This window comes from Nocardiopsis sp. YSL2, from assembly GCF_030555055.1.
GTDB lineage: Bacteria > Actinomycetota > Actinomycetes > Streptosporangiales > Streptosporangiaceae > Nocardiopsis.
Window position 1 is genome coordinate 4,103,189 of the sequence record NZ_JAMOAO010000001.1, and the last position, 18,565, is coordinate 4,121,753.

At 71.7% G+C, this 18,565-nt stretch carries 20 protein-coding genes and 2 tRNA genes; 13 read left to right on the forward strand and 9 right to left on the reverse strand.

Features of this window, described 5'->3' with window-relative positions; all coding sequences use genetic code 11:
• Positions 1 to 55: 55 nt before the first annotated feature.
• The gene (locus tag M1P99_RS18235) at positions 56 to 1,138 is read right to left on the reverse strand and encodes an IS630 family transposase (protein WP_304453806.1); all 1,083 of its coding nucleotides are present in this window, start codon (positions 1,136 to 1,138) and stop codon (positions 56 to 58) included.
• A 34-nt stretch (positions 1,139 to 1,172) separates the two neighbouring features.
• On the reverse strand, positions 1,173 to 1,952 hold the full coding sequence (locus M1P99_RS18240) for a vancomycin high temperature exclusion protein (protein WP_304453807.1): 780 nt from the start codon (positions 1,950 to 1,952) through the stop codon (positions 1,173 to 1,175).
• A gap of 104 nt (positions 1,953 to 2,056) precedes the next feature.
• Between M1P99_RS18240 and M1P99_RS18245 the strand changes: the two genes are divergently transcribed.
• Together M1P99_RS18245 and M1P99_RS18250 are read left to right on the forward strand one after the other, a co-directional pair.
• Positions 2,057 to 3,619 (forward strand): DUF885 family protein, encoded by a 1,563-nt coding sequence (locus M1P99_RS18245; protein WP_304453808.1) that lies wholly within the window; start codon positions 2,057 to 2,059, stop codon positions 3,617 to 3,619.
• 157 nt (positions 3,620 to 3,776) lie between these two features.
• Entirely contained in the window at positions 3,777 to 4,367 is a 591-nt protein-coding gene (locus M1P99_RS18250) for a class IV adenylate cyclase (protein WP_304453809.1), read from the forward strand.
• Here the strand turns inward: M1P99_RS18250 and M1P99_RS18255 are convergent.
• Positions 4,357 to 5,799, reverse strand: coding sequence for a VCBS repeat-containing protein (locus M1P99_RS18255; RefSeq protein WP_304453810.1), 1,443 nt, complete (start codon positions 5,797 to 5,799; stop codon positions 4,357 to 4,359). The two genes, M1P99_RS18250 and M1P99_RS18255, sit on opposite strands and share 11 nt — an antisense overlap.
• Before the next feature lie 155 nt (positions 5,800 to 5,954).
• Between M1P99_RS18255 and M1P99_RS18260 the strand changes: the two genes are divergently transcribed.
• From M1P99_RS18260 to M1P99_RS18270, 3 genes are all read left to right on the forward strand, one after another.
• Entirely contained in the window at positions 5,955 to 6,812 is an 858-nt protein-coding gene (locus M1P99_RS18260; RefSeq protein ID WP_304453811.1) for a glycoside hydrolase family 16 protein, read from the forward strand.
• 277 nt (positions 6,813 to 7,089) lie between these two features.
• Positions 7,090 to 7,509 carry a PPOX class F420-dependent oxidoreductase gene (locus M1P99_RS18265; RefSeq protein ID WP_304453812.1) on the forward strand — a complete coding sequence of 140 codons (420 nt, stop codon included), beginning with the start codon at positions 7,090 to 7,092 and terminating at the stop codon, positions 7,507 to 7,509.
• A gap of 108 nt (positions 7,510 to 7,617) precedes the next feature.
• A complete protein-coding gene (locus M1P99_RS18270) occupies positions 7,618 to 8,262 on the forward strand; it encodes a dihydrofolate reductase family protein (RefSeq protein ID WP_304453813.1) in 645 nt (214 codons plus the stop codon).
• Positions 8,263 to 8,358: 96 nt separating this feature from the next.
• Here M1P99_RS18270 and M1P99_RS18275 read toward each other — a convergent pair whose 3' ends face one another.
• Genes M1P99_RS18275 through M1P99_RS18285 form a run of 3 tightly spaced genes read right to left on the reverse strand, consistent with a single transcriptional unit; the run spans position 8,359 to position 9,376 of the window.
• Positions 8,359 to 8,631 carry a hypothetical protein gene (locus M1P99_RS18275; protein WP_304453814.1) on the reverse strand — a complete coding sequence of 91 codons (273 nt, stop codon included), beginning with the start codon at positions 8,629 to 8,631 and terminating at the stop codon, positions 8,359 to 8,361.
• A 5-nt stretch (positions 8,632 to 8,636) separates the two neighbouring features.
• Positions 8,637 to 8,855 carry a hypothetical protein gene (locus tag M1P99_RS18280; RefSeq protein WP_304453815.1) on the reverse strand — a complete coding sequence of 73 codons (219 nt, stop codon included), beginning with the start codon at positions 8,853 to 8,855 and terminating at the stop codon, positions 8,637 to 8,639.
• 2 nt (positions 8,856 to 8,857) lie between these two features.
• Positions 8,858 to 9,376: an ATP-binding protein gene (locus M1P99_RS18285; protein ID WP_304453816.1), complete on the reverse strand. Its 519-nt coding sequence runs from the start codon at positions 9,374 to 9,376 to the stop codon at positions 8,858 to 8,860.
• Between the two features lie 267 nt (positions 9,377 to 9,643).
• Here M1P99_RS18285 and M1P99_RS18290 point away from each other — a divergent pair, with 267 nt between their 5' ends.
• From M1P99_RS18290 to M1P99_RS28650, 3 genes are all read left to right on the forward strand, one after another.
• Positions 9,644 to 10,495 carry a DUF5753 domain-containing protein gene (locus tag M1P99_RS18290; RefSeq protein WP_304453817.1) on the forward strand — a complete coding sequence of 284 codons (852 nt, stop codon included), beginning with the start codon at positions 9,644 to 9,646 and terminating at the stop codon, positions 10,493 to 10,495.
• 15 nt (positions 10,496 to 10,510) lie between these two features.
• A complete protein-coding gene (locus M1P99_RS18295) occupies positions 10,511 to 10,681 on the forward strand; it encodes a DUF397 domain-containing protein (RefSeq protein WP_304453818.1) in 171 nt (56 codons plus the stop codon).
• Between the two features lie 129 nt (positions 10,682 to 10,810).
• On the forward strand, positions 10,811 to 10,984 hold the full coding sequence (locus tag M1P99_RS28650) for a DUF397 domain-containing protein (protein ID WP_369696564.1): 174 nt from the start codon (positions 10,811 to 10,813) through the stop codon (positions 10,982 to 10,984).
• Positions 10,985 to 11,034: 50 nt separating this feature from the next.
• On the opposite strand, the gene M1P99_RS18305 is transcribed toward M1P99_RS28650, so the two are convergent.
• Both M1P99_RS18305 and M1P99_RS18310 read right to left on the reverse strand, forming a co-directional pair.
• Positions 11,035 to 11,994, reverse strand: a complete 960-nt coding sequence (locus tag M1P99_RS18305) for an N-acetylmuramic acid 6-phosphate etherase (RefSeq protein ID WP_304453819.1) — start codon at positions 11,992 to 11,994, stop codon at positions 11,035 to 11,037.
• Between the two features lie 104 nt (positions 11,995 to 12,098).
• Positions 12,099 to 13,076 (reverse strand): MurR/RpiR family transcriptional regulator, encoded by a 978-nt coding sequence (locus M1P99_RS18310; RefSeq protein WP_304453820.1) that lies wholly within the window; start codon positions 13,074 to 13,076, stop codon positions 12,099 to 12,101.
• A gap of 199 nt (positions 13,077 to 13,275) precedes the next feature.
• Between M1P99_RS18310 and M1P99_RS18315 the strand changes: the two genes are divergently transcribed.
• From M1P99_RS18315 to M1P99_RS18335, 5 genes are all read left to right on the forward strand, one after another.
• Complete coding sequence (locus M1P99_RS18315) at positions 13,276 to 15,015, forward strand: AfsR/SARP family transcriptional regulator (protein ID WP_304453821.1); 1,740 nt, start codon at positions 13,276 to 13,278, stop codon at positions 15,013 to 15,015.
• 93 nt (positions 15,016 to 15,108) lie between these two features.
• Positions 15,109 to 15,294, forward strand: coding sequence for a hypothetical protein (locus tag M1P99_RS18320; RefSeq protein ID WP_304453822.1), 186 nt, complete (start codon positions 15,109 to 15,111; stop codon positions 15,292 to 15,294).
• Between the two features lie 100 nt (positions 15,295 to 15,394).
• A tRNA-Lys gene (locus M1P99_RS18325) sits at positions 15,395 to 15,468 on the forward strand.
• Positions 15,469 to 15,642: 174 nt separating this feature from the next.
• A tRNA-Lys gene (locus tag M1P99_RS18330) sits at positions 15,643 to 15,716 on the forward strand.
• Positions 15,717 to 16,054: 338 nt separating this feature from the next.
• Positions 16,055 to 16,546, forward strand: coding sequence for a septum formation family protein (locus M1P99_RS18335; RefSeq protein WP_304453823.1), 492 nt, complete (start codon positions 16,055 to 16,057; stop codon positions 16,544 to 16,546).
• A 183-nt stretch (positions 16,547 to 16,729) separates the two neighbouring features.
• Here the strand turns inward: M1P99_RS18335 and M1P99_RS18340 are convergent, their stop codons facing one another.
• Positions 16,730 to 18,409 (reverse strand): alpha/beta fold hydrolase, encoded by a 1,680-nt coding sequence (locus M1P99_RS18340; RefSeq protein ID WP_304453824.1) that lies wholly within the window; start codon positions 18,407 to 18,409, stop codon positions 16,730 to 16,732.
• Positions 18,410 to 18,565 lie beyond the last annotated feature (156 nt).

The window sequence follows — 18,565 nt, forward strand, 5'->3', positions numbered from 1 at the left end:
GGCCACGGCGCGCCCGCCATCCGCCACACACGCCCTAGTGTTCTGATTGGTTAGTTCACTTGCTGATGCGTTGGCAGTATGAGGCGATGCTGTCGAGGATCTCCTCTGCGGTCTTGGTCCACACATAGGGTCGGGGATTCTCGTTCCAGGACGCGGCCCAGGTGCGGATGTCCTTCTCCAGGGCCTGGACGCTGCGGTGGGTGCCGCGGCGGATCAGCCGGTTGGTGATCTCGGCGAACCACCGCTCGACCAGGTTCAACCAGGAGGAACTGGTCGGGATGAAGTGCAGGTGGAACCGGGGGTGGCGCAGTAGCCACCTTTGGATCTCGGGGGTCTTGTGCGTGGCGTAGTTGTCCAGGACCAGGTGCACCTGCAGGTCCGCGGGGACCTCGCGGTCGATCTTGGCCAGGAACTTCTTGAACTCGATGGCGCGGTGGCGGCGGTGGATCGAAGTGATCACCTGCCCTGTGGCGGTGTCCAGCGCGGCGAACAGGCTGGTCACCCCGGCACGCACGTAGTCATGGGTGGCCCGCTCGGGGGTGCCGGGCATCATCGGCAGCACCGGCTGGGTGCGGTTGAGCGCCTGGATCTGGGACTTCTCGTCCACGCACAGCGCCACCGCCCGTTCGGGCGGGTCGAGGTAGAGGCCGACGACGTCGCGGACCTTGTCGATGAAGAACGGGTCGGTGGAGATCTTGAACTGTTCCCGCCGGTGGGGCTGCAGGCCGAAGGCGTTCCAGATGCGCCACACCGCGTTCTGGGTCATGCCGGTGTGCTGGGCCATGGAGCGCGTGGACCAGTGGGTGTCAGGGGCGGGTGTGCTCTCCAGGGTGGCGGCCACCACCGCCTCGACCTGGGCGTCGGTGATCGTGCGCGGCCGTCCGGGCCGGGGTTCGTCGGTCAGGCCGTCCAAGCGGTGCGCGATGAAGCGCTGGCGCCACTTGGTCACCGTGGGCGCCGATACTCCTACCGCGCGGCGGACCTGGGCGTTGGACAGGCCTTCGGCGCAGGCGAGCACGATCCGGGCCCGCAGGGCCAGGTCCTGTGCGGTCTTGCGTCGTCTGACCCACCGCTGGAGCTCGGCGCGTTCTTGGTCGCTCAGCTCCAGCGGGGGCAGCTTCGGTCCAGGAGCACTCATCCTGCAACCATAAACGAAATAACCAATCAGAACACTAGTCCTGCCTCCCGCCGGTGTCGGCGGTGTCGTCCGCGAGGGCGTCCTGGACGCCGGTCTCGTCGTCGCCCAGGAACGTCGGGTCGGGCCGCAGCAGCACGGTGCCCGCGGCGGCGACGGCGGCGGGCACCTCCCGCAGCCACCCGTAGACGGTGGCGAACGTGCGCTCGCGCAGGCTGGAGTCGGCCACGCCCACCGCGTCGATCCCCGCCGACCGGCACAGCCGTACCGCGCGCGGAAGGTGGAAGTCCTGGGTGACGACCGTGGCCGCCTCCACACCGAACACCTCGCGGGCGCGCACGCACGACTCCCACGTGGAGAAGCCCGCGTAGTCGCCCACGATCCGGTCGGCCGGCACGCCCGCCGCCACCAGGTAGTCGGCCATGGTGTCGGTCTCGTTGTAGTGCTCGACGCTGTTGTCCCCGGTGACGAGGATGACCGACACCCGATCGTCGAAGTAGAGATCGGCCGCGGTGTCCAGGCGCCGGGCCAGCAGCAGGGTCGGCTGTCCGTCCTGGCGTACACCGGCGCCCAGCACGAGGGCGACCGGCCGGTCGGGCACGGTGTCGGCCGTGTGGCGGTGCCCGGCGGTGGACGCGACCGTCCACACGAACGGCAGGAAGGCCAGCACGACGGCGGCCGCGGCCACGGCGGCGACCAGTCGCACACGCCTGCGGGGGCGTCGGTCGGCCTTGGACCGGTCCGTTCCGGGCCGGTCGGCCGCGCGGTGAGCGTCGTCGGGGTCGGTCCCGGGGGTGGCCGGGTCGGAGGTCGTCACACACGGGAAGACGCCCGGGGCGGCCAGTGAGTTCCGGATTCGGGGCACCCACGCGACCGGAAAGCGGGGTGCGGACATCCGCAGGGCCTGGTTAGAGTCACGGCATGCCATCACAGAGAGACGCACTCCACCCCCGGCTGCGCGCCATCACCGACCTCACCCCCGGCGCGACCCGCGAGGGCGCCGGCCTGCACGAGTACGACGGGGAGGTGGCCGACCTGTCCCCGGACGGCGTGCGATCCGCGCTGTCGCGGCTGGGCGGGCAGGTACTGGAGGACGCCCACGACGAGGCCCACCTGGCCGCGTTCGAACGGGCGCTGCGGCTGGAACTGGGCGAACTCGAACTGCACCGGTCCAACCCGATCTACCACCTGGGCGAACTCGACGTGTCGGGCTACGACCGCGAGTACGCCCCCAAGGAGGCCCGCGACCGGGCCCGCCTCGCCCACCTGTCCCGGTGGCCGGAGCTGGTCGAGAACGCGATCGCCGCCCTCGACCGCGTTCCGGCACCGGTGGCGCGCTCCCTGACCGGAGCGATCGCGGGCGCCGCCGACGGGCTTCCCGCGGACCTGCCCGAGGACGTGCGCACCGCCGCGCTGGCGGCCCACGCGCGACTGCTCGCCCACGTCGAACGCGCCGCCGAGCAGGGCCCGGAGAGCGCGGCGCTGGGCGCGGCCGACCTCAGCGCGCTCATGGGCACCGGTGAGGCCATGGACGTGGACCTCGCGGACCTGGCGGCCCGCGCCGACGCCGAACGCGACCGCCTGCGCACCCGTCTGGCCGAGGCCACCGCCCGGCTGGAACCGGGGAGCGAACCGATGGAGGTCGCCCGCGGCCTGACCCGGCTGCACCCGGACGCCGACGGGGTCCTGGACGCGGCCCGACGGTGGACCGCGCTGGCCCTGGAGTTCACCGCCGAGCGCGGGCTGGTGCCCTACGGCGACGGCGAGTGCCGCATCGACGTCTCACCGCCCTCCCAGCGGTGGGCGACGGCGATGATGGCCTGGTCGGGGCCCTGGGAGGCCGACACCCCGTCCTTCTACTACGTCACCCCGCCCGACGCCTCGTGGACCGAGGAGGAGGCGGGGGAGTGGCTGGAGATGTTCAGCCACACCACGCTGCCCGCGATCAGCGTCCACGAGGTCGCGCCCGGCCACTTCTCGCACGGGCGGGCCCTGCGGCGGGCGCCGGGGCAGGTCCGCCAGGCGCTGCACTCGATGACCTTCGCCGAGGGGTGGGCGCACTACGCCGAGGAGATGTGCCTGGAGGAGGGCTTCGGCGCGTTCGCCGCCGAGCGGCTCGGGGACCCGGAGTGGACCGCGACGCACTACGAGATCGGCGTGTGGGTGGAGGCGCTCATCCGCGTGACGCGGCTGTCCGCCGCCATCGGGGTGCACACCGGCGGGATGACCGTCGAGGAGGCGGCGGCGCGGTTCGCCGAGGACACGCCCCTCCAGGGCCCCGCGGCGCTGTCCGAGGCCCGCCGGGCCACGTTCGACCCCACCTACGGGCGCTACACGTGGGGCAAGCTGGAGATCCTCGCCCTGCGCGAGCGCGCGCGGCGGGAGTGGGGCGCGGACTTCTCCCTGCCCCGGTTCCACAAGGCCCTGCTCGACCTGGGATCGCCGCCCTTGGGCCTGATCGGCGCCGCCGTGGACCGGGGATAGGCGACCCCCCTCCGCGACCGGTCGCGCGCCGGTGTCCGGCCCCGGGCCGGGCACCGGCGGTGGTCCGCGTCGCCCCGATCTGTCGTATCACCCATCGTGATGACACGATCTCGGTAAGCTCCCGACGACGGTCCAGCCGAGACACGAGGGGCGCCTGATGCGGGAGATCGAGACCAAGTACCGGGTGGGGAGCCTCGGCGCGCTCCTCGGCGCCCTCGAAGCGGCCGGAGTGGACCTCGGTGGCCCGGCCTTCCAGGACGACCTGGCCTACGCGCCCGCGGGCTGGGAACCGGCCATGGGCAAGCCGGGGCACACCTTCGCCCGGCTGCGGAGCGTGGACGGCGGCGTGCACGTGTTCACGACGAAGACGCCGTTGGCCAACGCCATGGAGTACCGCGAACACGAGACCGTCGTGGCCGACCGCGAGGAGATGCACCGAGCCGTCGTGGCCATGGGCTTCGTGCCGCACGTGCGCATCGTCAAGCACCGGCGCACGGGCACGGCCGGGGAGATCACGGTGTGCGTCGACGTGGTGGAGGGCGTGGGCGCCTTCCTGGAGCTGGAGCGCGTCGTCGACGACGACCGCGACGCCGCGGCCGTCCAGGCCGACCTCGACGCCTGGGCGGACGGGCTCGGCGTCGCACTGGAGCGCACCACGGACACCTACGACACGATCGCGCACGGCGCGGCGGCCCGCCCAGGAGAGGGCCGCTCGGCCCCGCGCCTCGGCGACTCCGTCAGGACGTGAAGTCCGCGCTGTCGAAGGACGACTCGTCCTGCGCCCCGTCGGTGACCCACCACCGCACGGGGGAGTTGTCGTACGGTCCGACGCCGTGGACCAGGACGAGCTCGTCGGAGCCGTCCGCGTCGTAGTCCGCGCAGGAGAACAGGCGGGCTGCCCGCGCGGTCTCGTCGTCGGTGCCGATCGGACCGCCCTGGGGGCCATGACGCACCAGGCGCGCGTCGGAGTCCACCTCGATCCGGCCGTCCTCGACGTGCATCAGGTCGACGCCGAGCCCGTTCATGCCGATCGCGAGTTCTCCTCGCCCGTCGCCGTCCAGGTCGCAGGCGGCCAGGCCGTGTGCCGAGTAGCCGGTGGACTCCGCGCCCGCCACGGGCAGGTCACCCGAGACCGGGTCGCCGGGCGCCGCGGTGGACGGTCCGGGGTAGACGTTCACCCTGTGGTCGACCTCGGGCGCCTCGGTCCCGAACCCGGGTTCGTTGTTGCGGGAACCGTTGTCGGCCAGCGCCAGGTCGGTTCCGCCGCCGCCGTCCAGGTCGGCGAACGCCGCCAGGGCGCCCGCGCGCAGGTCCGACTCCTCCCAGGCCGCCGGATCTTCCGCGCCGGTCCGGAGCAGGCTGTTGCGGGGCTGTTCCCCGTCGTCGCCCCAGCGGATGAGCAACCGGGTCGGTCCGCCGTCGATGGCGAGGGGTTCCGAGATGAGGGCGCCGACCCACCCGTCGAGCGGACGCCGGCCGGTGCGCGCCGGGACGCCGTCGCGGTCGAAGGGACCGTACAGGACCCGCAGCAGCGACCCGCCTGCCTCCGTCACGGATTCCTGGACCACTACGAGGTCGGCGGCGCCGTCCCCGTCGACGTCGCCCGCGACGGCCGGGAGGAGGGAGTCCAGCCAGTCCTCGTCCAAGGGCGGGGCCAGGGGGGTGGGGGCGGCGTCCGGGTCGGGCCCGGTCGGGCCGCCCCAGACCACCGCGTGGCCGCCGCGCGGATCGCCGCCGAGGTCGGCGCGGACGGGGATGTCGGTGAAGCCGTCCCCGTCCAGATCGGCGGTGCCAGGACGCTGGGGACCGCCGCGGCCGGAGGCGGACACGGCGAGCACTGCCTTCGGGGGAAGGACCGTGCGCGTGGCCGGGTCCGGGCCGTCCTCGGATCCGTAGACGATCATGAGGCGCCGGAGCTCGTCCCGGGCGGCCAGGCCGTCGGCGTCCGGGTTCTCGGCGTCGTAGTCCGTGAGGAAGAGCAGGTCGGCGAACCCGTCGCCGTTGACGTCGTCGGCCGTGTCACTGCCGGAGCCCTCGGGCACGGACCCCGCATCGTACTCCCGGACCTCCTCCGGGTCGCCCTCGCCGGTCCCATCCGGCGGCGGAGAAGCGGGGTCGTTGCCGCAGGCCGCCAGGAAGAGCAGGAGGCCGGCGAGCGGTGCGAGTCGGTGGGGGGACAACGGGGGCTCCGATCGGTCCGTGTGGGAGGGGTCCGGGGCACGGGGCGCGTAGGGGCGAGGATAGCCGTACGGGAACCGCCAGGCTCCGCGTCCGCGGGCCACGCGCCTGTCGTAGGCGCGGTCTACGCTCGTCGGCACCGATCGAGAGGTGTCTGATGACAGCCATGCCCGAACGCGGCTCGCGACCCGACCCGATCACGAAGGTCGGCTACGTACTGGAATTCGACGAGGACTTCGCCGGAGACCGGCTCGACACGACCCGGTGGATCCCCCACTACCTGCCGCAGTGGTCGAGCCGTGCCGCGTCCGCGGCTCGGCACCGGGTCGGCGGCGGGCACCTGGACCTGCGTATCGAGGCCGACCAGGCGCCGTGGGAGTACGACCTGGACGGCCCCATGCGCGTCTCCAACCTCCAGACGGGCCTGTTCGCCGGGCCGGTCGGGAGTGACATCGGCCAGCACGGCGTCCACGCACAGGCCCGTGTTCGCGAGGAATGGGAGAACCAGCGGCTCTACACGCCGCACTTCGGCGTCATCGAGATGCGCGCCAAGGCCATCGCCGACGAGAACTGCATGGTGGCGCTGTGGCTGATCGGCTACGAGGAGGTCCCCGAGCACTCGGGTGAGATCTGCGTCGCCGAGATCTTCGGCCGCGACGTCACACCGGAGTCGGCGGCGGTCGGCATGGGCATCCACCCCTTCGACGACCCGGCTCTGCGCGACGACTTCACCCAGGTCCAGGTCCCCATGGACGCCCGCCGCTTCCACACCTACACCGTGGAGTGGACTCCCGAGCGCGTCTCGTTCTTCGTCGACGGTCGCCTCCAACGCAGCCTCGACCAGTCCCCGGACTATCCGATGCAGCTCATGCTGAACATCTACGAGTTCCCCACCGAGCCCCGGGAACCGGCCGCCGCCTACCCCAAGCACTTCGTCGTCGACCACGTGCGGGGCTACCGGCCGCTCGACCGGCCCGCGAACCGGCTGCGCGGAACCGCCGCCCTCGCCGACTGACTCCCGCCGACCGGTACGGGCGAGGACCGCTCGCCGCCCGCCCGGAGGGGCGCCTCGGGGCCGCCACAGGCCGCCAGGACCAGGACGAGGCCGGTGCGTGACGCGAGTCGGCGTGGGGACGAGGTCGACGGGGCTCCGATCGATCCGTGCGAGCGGGGCCGTGGACACGGCTCGCACGGGCGAGGACAACGCTGCCCGAGTCCGTAGGCTCGGCCATGACCGGCGGCCGTCCGGCTCGGTCGGCCGCGCGCCGACGACGCACCATGGAGGAGAGCCCATGTCCAGGCCATCCCTGCCCGCCGAGGCCGTCGACCTGCTGCGCCGTCCCAATCCGGCCACCGTCACCACCCTGCGCTCGGACGGCGCGCCCGTGTCCACACCCACCTGGTACCTGTGGGAGGACGGCCGGGCGCTGATCAACATGGACGAGGGCCGGGTGCGGATCAAGCACCTGCGCCGCGATCCGCGCGTCTCCCTCACCGTGCTCGACCGGGACGACTGGTACACCCACGTCACCCTCCTCGGGCGCGTCGTGGAGTGGCGCGACGACGAGGGCCTGACCGACATCGACCGGCTCGCCCAGCACTACCTCGGCGGTCGCTATCCCGACCGTGAGCGCGGCCGGTTCAGCGCCTGGATCGAGGTCGAGCGCTGGCACGGCTGGGGCGCGATGAAGGACAGCGACCAGCCCGGCTGAGCGGGGACGGAGCCGCATCCCGTGCCGACCTCGCCGTCCGCGATGAGTTTCCTTCGGCCGACAGGTCTACCCCCTCGGCAGACGACGGACGACAGACGGAGGAACCGCGTGCAACAGCTTCTGAAGGTGCAGAACTTCACCGTGTCGAGCGACGGCTTCGCCGCGGGAGAGAACCAGACGCTGGAAAGACCGTTCGGAGACGCCGACCCCCGGGAGTTGATCGCCTGGGCCGGGGCCACGGCGAGCTGGCCCAATCGCACCGCCCCCGGGGGGAGCCGCGGCCTGGACGACTACCTCGCGCGCGACTTCACGCACAACATGGGCGCCGAGATCATGGGCCGCAACAAGTTCGGGCCCGTGCGCGGGCCCTGGCCGGACTACGACTGGCAGGGCTGGTGGGGTGACGAGCCGCCGTTCCACACCCCGGTGTTCGTGATGACCCACTATCCGCGTCCGTCGTTCTCGCTCTCCGACACCACGTTCCACTTCGTCGACGACGATCCGGCCACGGTTCTGGAGAAGGCGAAGGAAGCGGCGGAGGGCAAGGACGTCCGGCTCGGCGGCGGGGCCACCACCATCCGGCAGTTCCTCGAAGCCGACCTCGTCGACACCCTGCATGTGGCGGTCGCGCCGGTGAAGCTCGGATCCGGGGTGCGGCTGTGGGAGTCGCCCGACGAGTTGCTCGACCGGTTCCACCTGGACGTGGTGCCCAGCCCGAGCGGCGTGACGCACCACCTCTTCTGGCGGAAGTGACAGCGGGCCCCGGCCGGGCCCTCCTGGGGGAGCCCGGCCGGGCCCAGGGCGTGCGGCGGTTCCGTGAGCTGTCCTCGCGGAACCGCAGCCTCCTCCCTATCCCGTTTCCGCGCCCCGGCGGATCGTGTGGAGCAGTTCCTCGGGGGTGTCGGCGCAGACCAGGCGCATGCGACCGGTGTGCGCGGCCCAGTACTGGCGGGTGTGCCGACCGAACCAGACCGTCCAGCCCTGGCGTGCCAGGTCCGCGAGCCGGGCACGCGGGTCGGGGGTGAGCCGCCCGGTCGCGGGTTCGGGTCCGGGGACCTCCTCGGGTCGGGTGATGCGGCTCGGCCACCGCGGGAAGGCGTCCGGTCGCCGGGGCCGGTCCATGACGATCACCGTGCCTCCCGTTCCGGCCCGGTCAGGGACCGGCGCAGGTCGGCCGGGGTTCCGGCGGTGACCAGGTCGGACGGGCAGGGGCAGCGGCGGCGACGCAGGGTCGCGGTGAGGACCGGGCGGCCGGTCTCGTCGTGGAGTTCGCAGATCAAGTGGTCGGGGAACTCGGCCCGCAGGAGTTCGACCTCGCGGCTGGGATAGAGGGCGTAGCCGGACACGCCTACCTCCCGAGAGCGTCGTGCTGCGACGACCGGGGCCGGGGGACTGGTGTTGCCGGTGTTGGCTCGGGGCCGTCCCATTCCAGAGTGAAGAAGACGGCCGGTCCGGAGCGGGTGCGTTCGACGCCCCAGGTGGCGGCCAGAGCGTCGACGAGGAAGAGGCCGCGCCCGTGCTCGGCCTCCGGGTCCGCTCGTACCACCTCCAGACAGGGGATGGTGGCGGTGTTGCGGGTGGTGCGCACGCTGATCCGGAGACTGTTGCGGAAGGTGAACACCGAAACGAGAAACGCCCTGCTGGGCTCCCTCTCGGGGACGTGCAGCAGGGCGTTCGTGGTGAGTTCGCTGAGGATGAGCAGCGCGTCGTGGGTCAGATACGCGGGTACTCGGACGAGGTCGAGTCGCTGACGCAGCCAGTCGCGGGCGTCCCGGACGGAAGTCGGCCGGCTGGGGAAGAGCCCCAGGAAGCGCCGCATGCCCGGCCACTGGGCGGTTTCGGGCGCAGTGGTACTACGCTCGTACATAGGTCCTCACCTGTTCCTATCAGGTTCGAGGGCTGAGGCCCTGGCCAGGTGCGGACACACCTGACCAGGGCCGTTCTGTTGCACACGGACAGTCACGGACTTCGAGAAGTCACCCCTGCGGCGTGCGCTTGGTCTCTATCATCATCACTACAGAGGGTTAACGCAAGGCATCTTTAATAGTTCGTCGCATTTTTAGTTCGCGCACGGTAGCTGGAGGCTGGCAGGATGAACCGACGCACAGTGAACGACGCACCGAGTGGAGTGAGTATGAGGACCCGGCTCAGCCTGTCAGTGCGGGGCAAACGCCTGTTGCGCGAGCTGCGCCGACTCCGGGACGAGCGCCGGATGAGTCCCGAGGACGTGGCCGGGCAGCTCGGCTGGCACAAGACGAAGCTCTACCGGATCGAGCGGGGCGAGAGCCGACTGATCCTCGACGACCTGGATGAGCTGCTGGAGCTGTACGGGGTGCGCTCACCCGAACGCGAGTCGCTCTTCAAGCTGGGCAAGGACGCCTGGAAGCGCGGCTGGTGGTTGGCGTACCGGGACCTCTACCAGGGCGAGAGCTTCTTCGTGATGGAGAACGACGCGGCCAGGATCAGCGTCTTCGCGCCGAACCTGCTTCCGGGTCTCCTCCAGACGGAGGAATACGCGAGGGAGGTCATCGCAGCGCTGGATCCGCAGGGACAGGATGCTGAAGTTGAGCGTCAGGTCGCGGTCAGGATAGAGCGTCAGGGGATCCTTGCTCGGTCGAAGCCACCAGAACTCATTGCGGTTCTTGATGAGGGAGTTCTCCGAAGGGCCGTGGGTGATCCCAGGGTGCAGCGGGACCAGCTGAGCAGGCTCGTTGAGTTGGCTGAGCGACCCAATGTTCACCTTCGAGTCGTTCCCTTTGGCGCGGGCGTCTACATGGCTCAGTCCGGGCAGTTCACGATCTTTGAGTTCCCCGACCCTGAAGACGCGCCGGTCGTCTATCAGGAGGGCCTGTTCGGCGACGTCTATGTGGAGGACTCGGCAGATGTAGCGCGGTATAGGCTGGCAGCCGCAAAAACTGCCGGGGTGGCGATGGACACGGACGCGAGTCTCACCCTGATGCGCGGCTTGTTGAAGGAGACGGAATAGATGACATTCGAGTCCATGCAGGGGCCTTGGCGTAAGAGCAGCTACAGCGGAGCGGGCAAGGAGTGCGTCGAGGTGGCGGACGTGGAGTCCGGTGCTCTCATCCGGGACTCGAAGCAGCCTGAGCTGGGGCACTTGACGTTCCACTCAGGCGAGTGGAACGTGTTCGTTACATCGGTCAAGGAGTAGCGAGGGCGGGCGGTTCCCCTGTTCGGAGATCTGGTCTTCCGTAAGTCGTCCTACAGCGGTGCAGGGAACAACTGCATCGAAGTGGCTAGCTGGTGGAAGTCGTCGTACAGCTCCAACACTGGGGCTTGTATGGAGGTGGCTGGCTGGCGCAAGAGCAGTCATTCCACAGCCAGCGGGGAGTGCGTGGAGGTGGCGGACATGGAGTCCGGTGCCCTCATCCGGGACTCCAAGCAGCCCGAGTTGGGGCACCTGTCCTTCGTCTCCGGTGAGTGGAGCCTGTTCCTCGCCTCGGTGAAGCTCTAGCCCGCTCTCACCCGCCGCCGGTACGCCCGCGCCCCCTGCGGCCGGCACTGCTAGCGCGGGTCGGCGGCCACTCCCAGGTCGGCGAGCGCCGGCCGCACCCGGCCCCGGGACGCGTTCAGTGCCCGCGCCGCGTCGGCCGCGTCGACATCGGCCAGCAGCGACACCAGCGCCACCCGGGTGTCGCCCTGCGCCGCGGTCAGCGCGTCGGCACACGCCTGTTCCGGCATGCCCGTGGCCTGCACGAGGATCGTGACCACACGTCCGCGCAGCTTGGCGTTGCTCGCGTCCACGCCCACCATGAGGTTGGAATAGGTGCGTCCGAAACGGACCATGACCGCCGTGGAGAACGCGTTGAGCGCGAGCTTCTGCGCCGTTCCCGCCTTCATCCGGGTCGAACCCGCGATGACCTCCGCACCCGTGTTCATCCCCACGTGCACGTCCACGTCGCGCCCCAGCGGCGCGTCCGGGTTGGCGCTGATGAGCACCGTGGTCGCCCCCTGCTCACGGGCCGCCGCCAGCGCCCCGCCCACGTAGGGCGTCCGGCCGCTGGCCGCCAGGCCCACAGCCAGCGCGCCCGGCCGAACGCCGGCCGCGTCGGCCCGACCGGCCTCCCAGTCGTCCTCGATGCCCTCCACGGCGTGGACCAGGGCGTCGCCGCCGCCCGCGTGGTGCGCCACCACCCACTCCGGGGGGATCCCGTAGGTGGGCGGCAGCTCAGCGGCGTCCTGCGCGGCGATGCGCCCCGAGGTGCCCGCGCCGAAGTAGTGGATGGCCGCCCCGCTCTCCAAGGCGGCCACCCCCAGCTCCACGGCTCGCGCCAGCTCCGGCAGCACCGCGCCCACCGCGGCCGGAACCGTGGTGTCCTCGGCGTTGATCTGCCGCAGGACGTCGAGCGCCGGGAGCAGGTCGATGTCGTAGGTCCCCGAGTTGCGGGCCTCGGTCGGGGCGCGCACGATCACGGCCTCACCGCCGCTCCGAGCCCGCGGCCCGTCTCCGGTGTCTGCGTGCACAGCGCCCTCCTGGTCGGTCCGCACCCGTGCCGTTCCCTTCCGCTCGTCCCGCTCGTCGCGATCGAACCGCCGCCGGACCTTTCCCCGGCGGCGCGGAGCACCCCTCAGGCCCCGTCCGGCTCCTCCGGCGGTGCCGCACTCCGGCGGCGTCGGCGGTCGTCGTTGATCCGCAGCCCGCGCACCGCCTCGTAGGTGGTCTCCAGCGCCGTCCGGCTCTCGGTGTACCGGATCTGCGCCAGGCCCACGAACAGGCAGTCCACCACGGTCAGCTGGGCCAGCCGACTGGCGGTCGCGCCCGACCTGAACGTGGTCTCGCGGGCCGCCGTTGTGAGCACGTGGTCGGCGAAACCGATCGGGGAGCGCGGGAAGTTGGTGATGGCCACGGTCCGGGCGCCGCGCCGCTTGGCCTCCGTGAGCGCCTGCACCGTGTCGGTGGTGGCCCCGCTGTGCGAGATCCCGATCGCCACGTCCCGCTCGTCCAGTACGGCCGCGCTGGTCAGCATCACGTGCGCGTCCGACCACGCGAAGGACGTCAGGCCGATCCGGTGCAGCTTCTGCTGCAGGTCGGCGCCCACGAAGGCGCTGGCCCCCACCCCGTACACGTCGATCCGCCGTGCCCCGGCCATCGCGTCGACCACGGTGCGCAGCGCGTCCACGTCCAGAGCGGCCCCGGTCTCCTCCACCGCTCGGGCGTCGGTGTAGGCGATCTTCTGCACGACCGTGACGAGCGTGTCGTCCGGATCGATGTCGCTGGCCACCTCCGGCGTCACCGACCGGGCGCCCCGGGCCTGGCCGGCCTCGGTGGCCAGTGCCAGCCGCAGTTCGCGGTACCCGCTGAAGTCGATGGTGCGGCAGAAGCGGATCACCGTGGCCTCGGAGGTGGCGCAGTCCTTGGCGAGCTGGGTGATCGACGAGGCCGCGGCCCGTTCGGGGTCGTCGACGACGTACTGGGCGACCCGCCGCTCGGCCGGGGCCAGCGACGGGATCAGCGACCGGATCCGCAGGACCGTGGTGGGCACGGAGGACGAGGAGACCTCGCCGCGCTGTGCGCGATCGCCCGAGGACTTCGGAGTTTGCGCCATGGAGGAAAGTTTCTTTCGGTCGCGGTTCAGAGTCAACGCAGGGACGGAAAATATCGGGAGAATCCAGGATTTCAAGGGCAGGCCGTGTCGGCAAGTGTTCGCGACCCGATTGCGATATCCCAGCTCAAGGGGCACTCTGGGGTCAGAGCGGAGGCGGCTCCACTCCCCAACACGCGCCCGCCTCGCACGGGAGGGTGAAGTGTCGCTGAGTGCGTCGGCGCGGCGGGACCCCCGAGGGCTGTACGTCGGACTGCTCGGCCAGTTCGTGGTCGAGGTCGACGGTGCGCCCCTGCGCCTGCGGGGGGACAAGAGACGCACGGTCCTGGCGACCCTCCTGCTCCGGGCCGGGCACACCGTCCCGGCGGACCACCTCATCGCCCGTGTCTGGGGCGCACCGGCGGGCCAGGTCAACCGCAGCGCACTCCAGGTCCACGTGGCCCGGGTGCGGGCCATCTTCGACGACCACTGCGGTCGGCCCCTCATCCACGGCGGCGACGGCGGCTACCGGGCCGACCTGGAGGAGGGCGAGTCCGACCTGCTCTGCTTCCGCGCCCTGGTCGCCGCCGCGGGCGAAGCCGACTCCAGGGGCGATCCGGTCCGCCACGCCGACCTGTTGCTGCGTGCCCTGCGCCTGTGGCGCAGCCCGGTCCTCGCCGACATCGCGAGCCCCGTCCTGCACGAACGCGACGTCCCGCCCCTGCACGAAGAGCTCCTGCGGGTCGCCGAGGCGGGATGCCGTGCCGCACTGGCCCGCGGCGATCACGCCCGGGCCGCCGAGCACATCGGCCCCATCGTCGCCGACCACCCCGAGCGCGAATCCCTCATCCGCCTGCAGATGGTCGCCCTCCACCGCTCCGGCCGCCCCAGCGAGGCCCTGCGCCTGTACGCGCGCACACGTGACGTCCTGGCCGAACGCCTGGGAACCGACCCCGGCCGCGACCTCCAGGAGACCTTCCACGCGATCCTGCGCGGCGACCTCGACGTCGATCCCGACCGGCCCGCGCGCGTGCCCCGCCAGCGCGCCGAGCCGGCGCTCACCACCGCCCCCGCCCTTCGCCCGGCGGCGCCGACGCCCCTGCCCTCGGCGACACCGGCCGAACTCCCGGCGGCACCCGCGGTCCTGGTCGGGCGCGGTGCGCACCTGGCCGAACTGGACCGCCTCGCCGACCCGGCGGGACCGGCACCGGGGAACGTCCTGGTCCGCGGCCCGGCGGGCGCCGGCAGCAGTGCGCTGGCACTGGTGTGGGCGCACGCCGTCGCCCCGCACTTCCCCGACGGTCAGGTCTACGTCAACCTGCGCCGCGACGACGGCACCCCGCGCGATCCCACGGAGGTCCTGCGGCGGCTGGTCCGCTCCCTGTCGGGGGGCCGCAACGACACCGAGGACCTCTCCGTCGACGAGTCGGCCGCCCGCGCCCGCTCCCTCCTGGCCCGGCGCCGCGTGCTGATGGTGCTGGACAACGCCGCCTCCACCCGCCAGGTGCGCCCGCTGCTCCCGGGCTGCCCGGAATGCGCTGCCGTGGTCACCAGCCGGTACTGGCTCACCGACCTGCTGGTACGCGACGGGGTGCGCGCCCTGCCGGTGGGTGCGCTCCCCGCGGCCGACGCGGTCGTCCTACTGCGCTCCCTGCTGAGGGAGGACCGGTGCACCGAGGCCGCGCTGCGCCGTGTGGCCCACCTCGCCGGATATCTCCCGCTGCCCCTGCGGATGGCCGTGGCCTGGCTCGACACCCACCCGTCCCTGTCGGGCTCCGATCTCGTCCGGCGCCTGGAAGGGGTGGACCCGGCGCGCTGCGGGACGCCGACGGCCCGGATGGCCGCGGTGCTGCACGCCGGGCCCGAGGAGGTCAGGCACGGTCGCGGGGAAGTACCGACCGGTCGTGTTCCCCCCGATCCGAGTCTGGGTGACGGATCTTTCGTTCGGCTTTCGCCTGGGTGAGAGGGGTGAGACTCGGCAAAGACCGCGTAGGGAAGCGGCCCGATCGGCCTCGGGGGGTGCTCACGGGTCTCATGAGTCGCTAGTGTCGAACACATGACACAGAACCAAGAGCCCTCCCAAGACCCGGCGGGGAACACCCAGCACTTCCGCCGTTTCGTCGACGAGAACCCGCAGCCGGAGGAGACCGCGCGCCGCCCGGTCCTGCCGATCGTGCTGGCCGGAGTCGGCGTGATCCTGGCCGTGGCCGTGATCGTCGCCCTGGTGATGGCCTTCACCTGAGCCTGGACGGCTACCGGTTCGCGGTCCCTTCGCGGCCCTGCTAGAGTTATCGACGTCGCCACGAGGCGCGGCCCCGACGGGCGGCGCCGGCGAACAGCGCGCGTCATTAGCTCAGTTGGTCAGAGCAGCTGACTCTTAATCAGCGGGTCCGGGGTTCGAGTCCCTGATGACGCACCCAGGAGGGCCCCGGTCGCTACGGCCGGGGCCCTCGGTGTCCGTGCCGTCCGCGGCGTGGCGGTGCCGCCGCACGTGGCGCGGCACACAGGGCACCCGGTACGGAGTGCTCCGCACCTCCGGTAGAGTTGAGAACGTCGCTGCGGGGGAGTGCCGCTCCCACCAACGCCACACGCGCCATTAGCTCAGTTGGTCAGAGCAGCTGACTCTTAATCAGCGGGTCCGGGGTTCGAGTCCCTGATGGCGCACCCACGAAAGGCCCCGGTCGTCGCGACCGGGGCCTTCGTCGTTCCCCGTCGCTGCGAGATCGCCGCCGGCTGTCGGTGTCCGGCGCTATCCTTCCGCCCTCCCCGCACAATGCCTTGGCGGTAGGGAATTTCGGCGCCCGGCGTTGGCCCCACGCGGGTTCGTCCCTGCTGCCAGCACGGATGTCCGCGCGGGGCGCCATGATCACACTGCGTCGTCCGAGTTTCGCCTTTTGCCAATTTCCTGGAACAGAATTGACAGATGGTCCTGATGTGGTGAATTCTGACCATTCCCGCCTGATCTCTGGCGGACTCTCCCTGCCATCCATCCGGAGTACCCCATGTCTTCGCGTTCCCCCGCTCTGCGCATCGCCTCGCTGTCCGCCCTCGCCGCCGGTGCGGCGGTCGTCCTGAGCGGTTGCGGTGTCGTCACGCAGATCCTCGGTGCTGCCGACAACAACGTCTTCGACCTCAACGTCGGTGACTGCTTCATCGACAGCGAGATGGAGGCCGCCTTCGGGGGCGAGGAGGTCACCGAGGTCCCCCTGGTCGACTGCGCGGAGCCGCACGACTCCGAGTTCTTCGTGTCCCACCAGATGGCGGAGGGCGAGTACCCGGGCGACGAGGCCGTCACCGCCGAGGCCACGGAGCTGTGCGAGGGCGATGCCTTCACCGAGTTCGTCGGAGTCCCCTGGGAGGAGTCGGCGCTCTACGCCTACCCGCTGACCCCCACCGAGGACTCGTGGAACCGTATCGACGACCGCGAGATCCTCTGCTACGTGTACGACCCCGAAGAGATGGTCACCGGCACCCTTGAGGGCGCCGCCTACTAGGCGTTGCCCCACGGGCTGGAACCTCTACGACAACCGTGCGTACCTCTGCCTGGTCTACGACCCGGCGGGCCCGGTCGAGGGGACCCTGGAGGACTCCGAGCGCTGAGGCCGATGGGACCGGGCGGCCCGCGCCACCACCGCGGCACGGGCCGCCCGGCCCAGGGGTGCGCGAACACGCCCCGGCTAGCGGACCGTCGGCAGGCCCAGCGGCGGCGCCTCCCGCTCCGCCCTGGCCCGGGCGATGGCCCCACCGACCGCGTCGGAGTCCCCGTCCGGGGCGGAGAAGGTGTGGCCCGCCCGAGGGTCGGGAACCGGCCTCCCCTGGCATGAGAGGTCCTCGGGCTCGGCACCGTCCACCAGGTAGGCGTCCACCGCCTCCGTCACGCAGTCCAGCCCCGCGACACCGTAGAATCCGTGGCCGCCCTCGTCTTCGACGGTGAGCAGGGGGGCGTCGAGCCGGTCGGCCAGGGCGGGGCCGCCCTCATAGGCCGTCTGGGTGTCGAACTCCGCGGCGATGACCAGCCCGGCCGGGTGCCCGTCGCGCTCCAGGTCCACCAGCGGTTCGACCGGTGCGCCGGTGTCGAACGTGCACGGCTGAGGTGCGTGCCAGAGCACGCCGATACCGAAGGGGTGGTCCTCGCGGACCCCGCGCATGTCGCGGTAGTACCCGGACAGGCGGCCCGGCCAGTCGGCCTCGCACAGGACCGCCGTGAGCAGGTCGGTGTTGCCGGTCAGCGCGGGATCGGGTTCGGGAGCGGGCTCGGGATCGTCGGCCGCCGCCACCGCGGCCTCGGGGAAGGGCTCGTCGTGGACGAAATAGGCCAGGTCCCGGGTGAACACGTCCCAGTCGCCCTGGTAGCGGGCGGCCACGCCCACGATGAAGTCCCAGTCGTCGTTGTCGTAGGCCTGCCCCTCGGGAAGCCCGGGGACGTCCTCGCGGGGGTCCTCCTCCAGGCGCCGTGAGGTCTCCTCGAAGGCCGCCACGACCTCCTCGGGGGTGGCCCCCATGTCATAGAGGTCGTCGTGCTCGGCCACCCAGGCGGTGTAGCGCTCCACGTTGCGGCTGTAGGCGGGGGCCTGGAGGGTGAACACGTCCCGCCAGATCCGGTCGGGGTGCACGGCCGAGTCCAGCACGCTGCGGTCCAGCCGCCCGGGGAACAGGCTGCCGTAGACCGCGCCCAGGTAGGTGCCGTAGGACCAGCCGAGGTAGTTGACCGTCTCCTCGCCCAGGGCGGCGCGCACGACGTCCATGTCCCGGGCGGTGTTCGCGGTGGTCATGTGGGGCCGCAGGTCGCCGTCGGCCTGGTCGCAGGCGCGCTGGTAGGCGATGGTGCCGCGGGTGATCCCGGAGAACTCGGAGTCGTCGGGCCGGGGCGGGACCAGGGGGAGGGCGGCCCCGCAGTCCAGGCGGGGGCTGGAGGCGCCGGTGCCGCGCGGGTCCATGCCGATCAGGTCGTAGACCTCGGCGACCCGGTCGTCGCCGAGGATGCCGGAGCCGTTCGCCTCGGCCGGCGAGACGGGGACGATGCGTCCGGCCCCGCCGGGGCCGCCCGGGTTGGTGAGCAGGATGCCGCGGCGGCGGTCGGGGTCCGAGGCGACGCGGCGGCTGATGGCGACGGTGGCGCGGGGGCCCTCGGGGTCGGTGTAGTCCAGGGGGACCTCGATGTCGGCGCACTCCAGTGTCTGTAGCACCTCCTCCTCGCAGCGGGTCCAGTCGACTTCCTGGTCGTGGAAGTCGGCGAGGGCGTCGTCGGGGGTCGGAGGAGTGAGGGGGTCGGCGGCGGCCGGGGCCGCCGTGAGGGAGGCGGCCAGCGACGCCGCCAGGGCGACCGCGACCGCGGTGTTCGTGCGTGCTCCTCGCACGTGTCCTCCACTTCCGTGGCCGGGCTCGGGCGTGCTCCGCCGGACACGCCCTGTCGCGCGGCGCGTCCACGGAACACGTCCTGGAGGAGCCCGGGCTGTGTGCGTGTGAGCCGTCACCGTACGAATCGGTCGCCGCGGGTCGATACCGACAAAAGT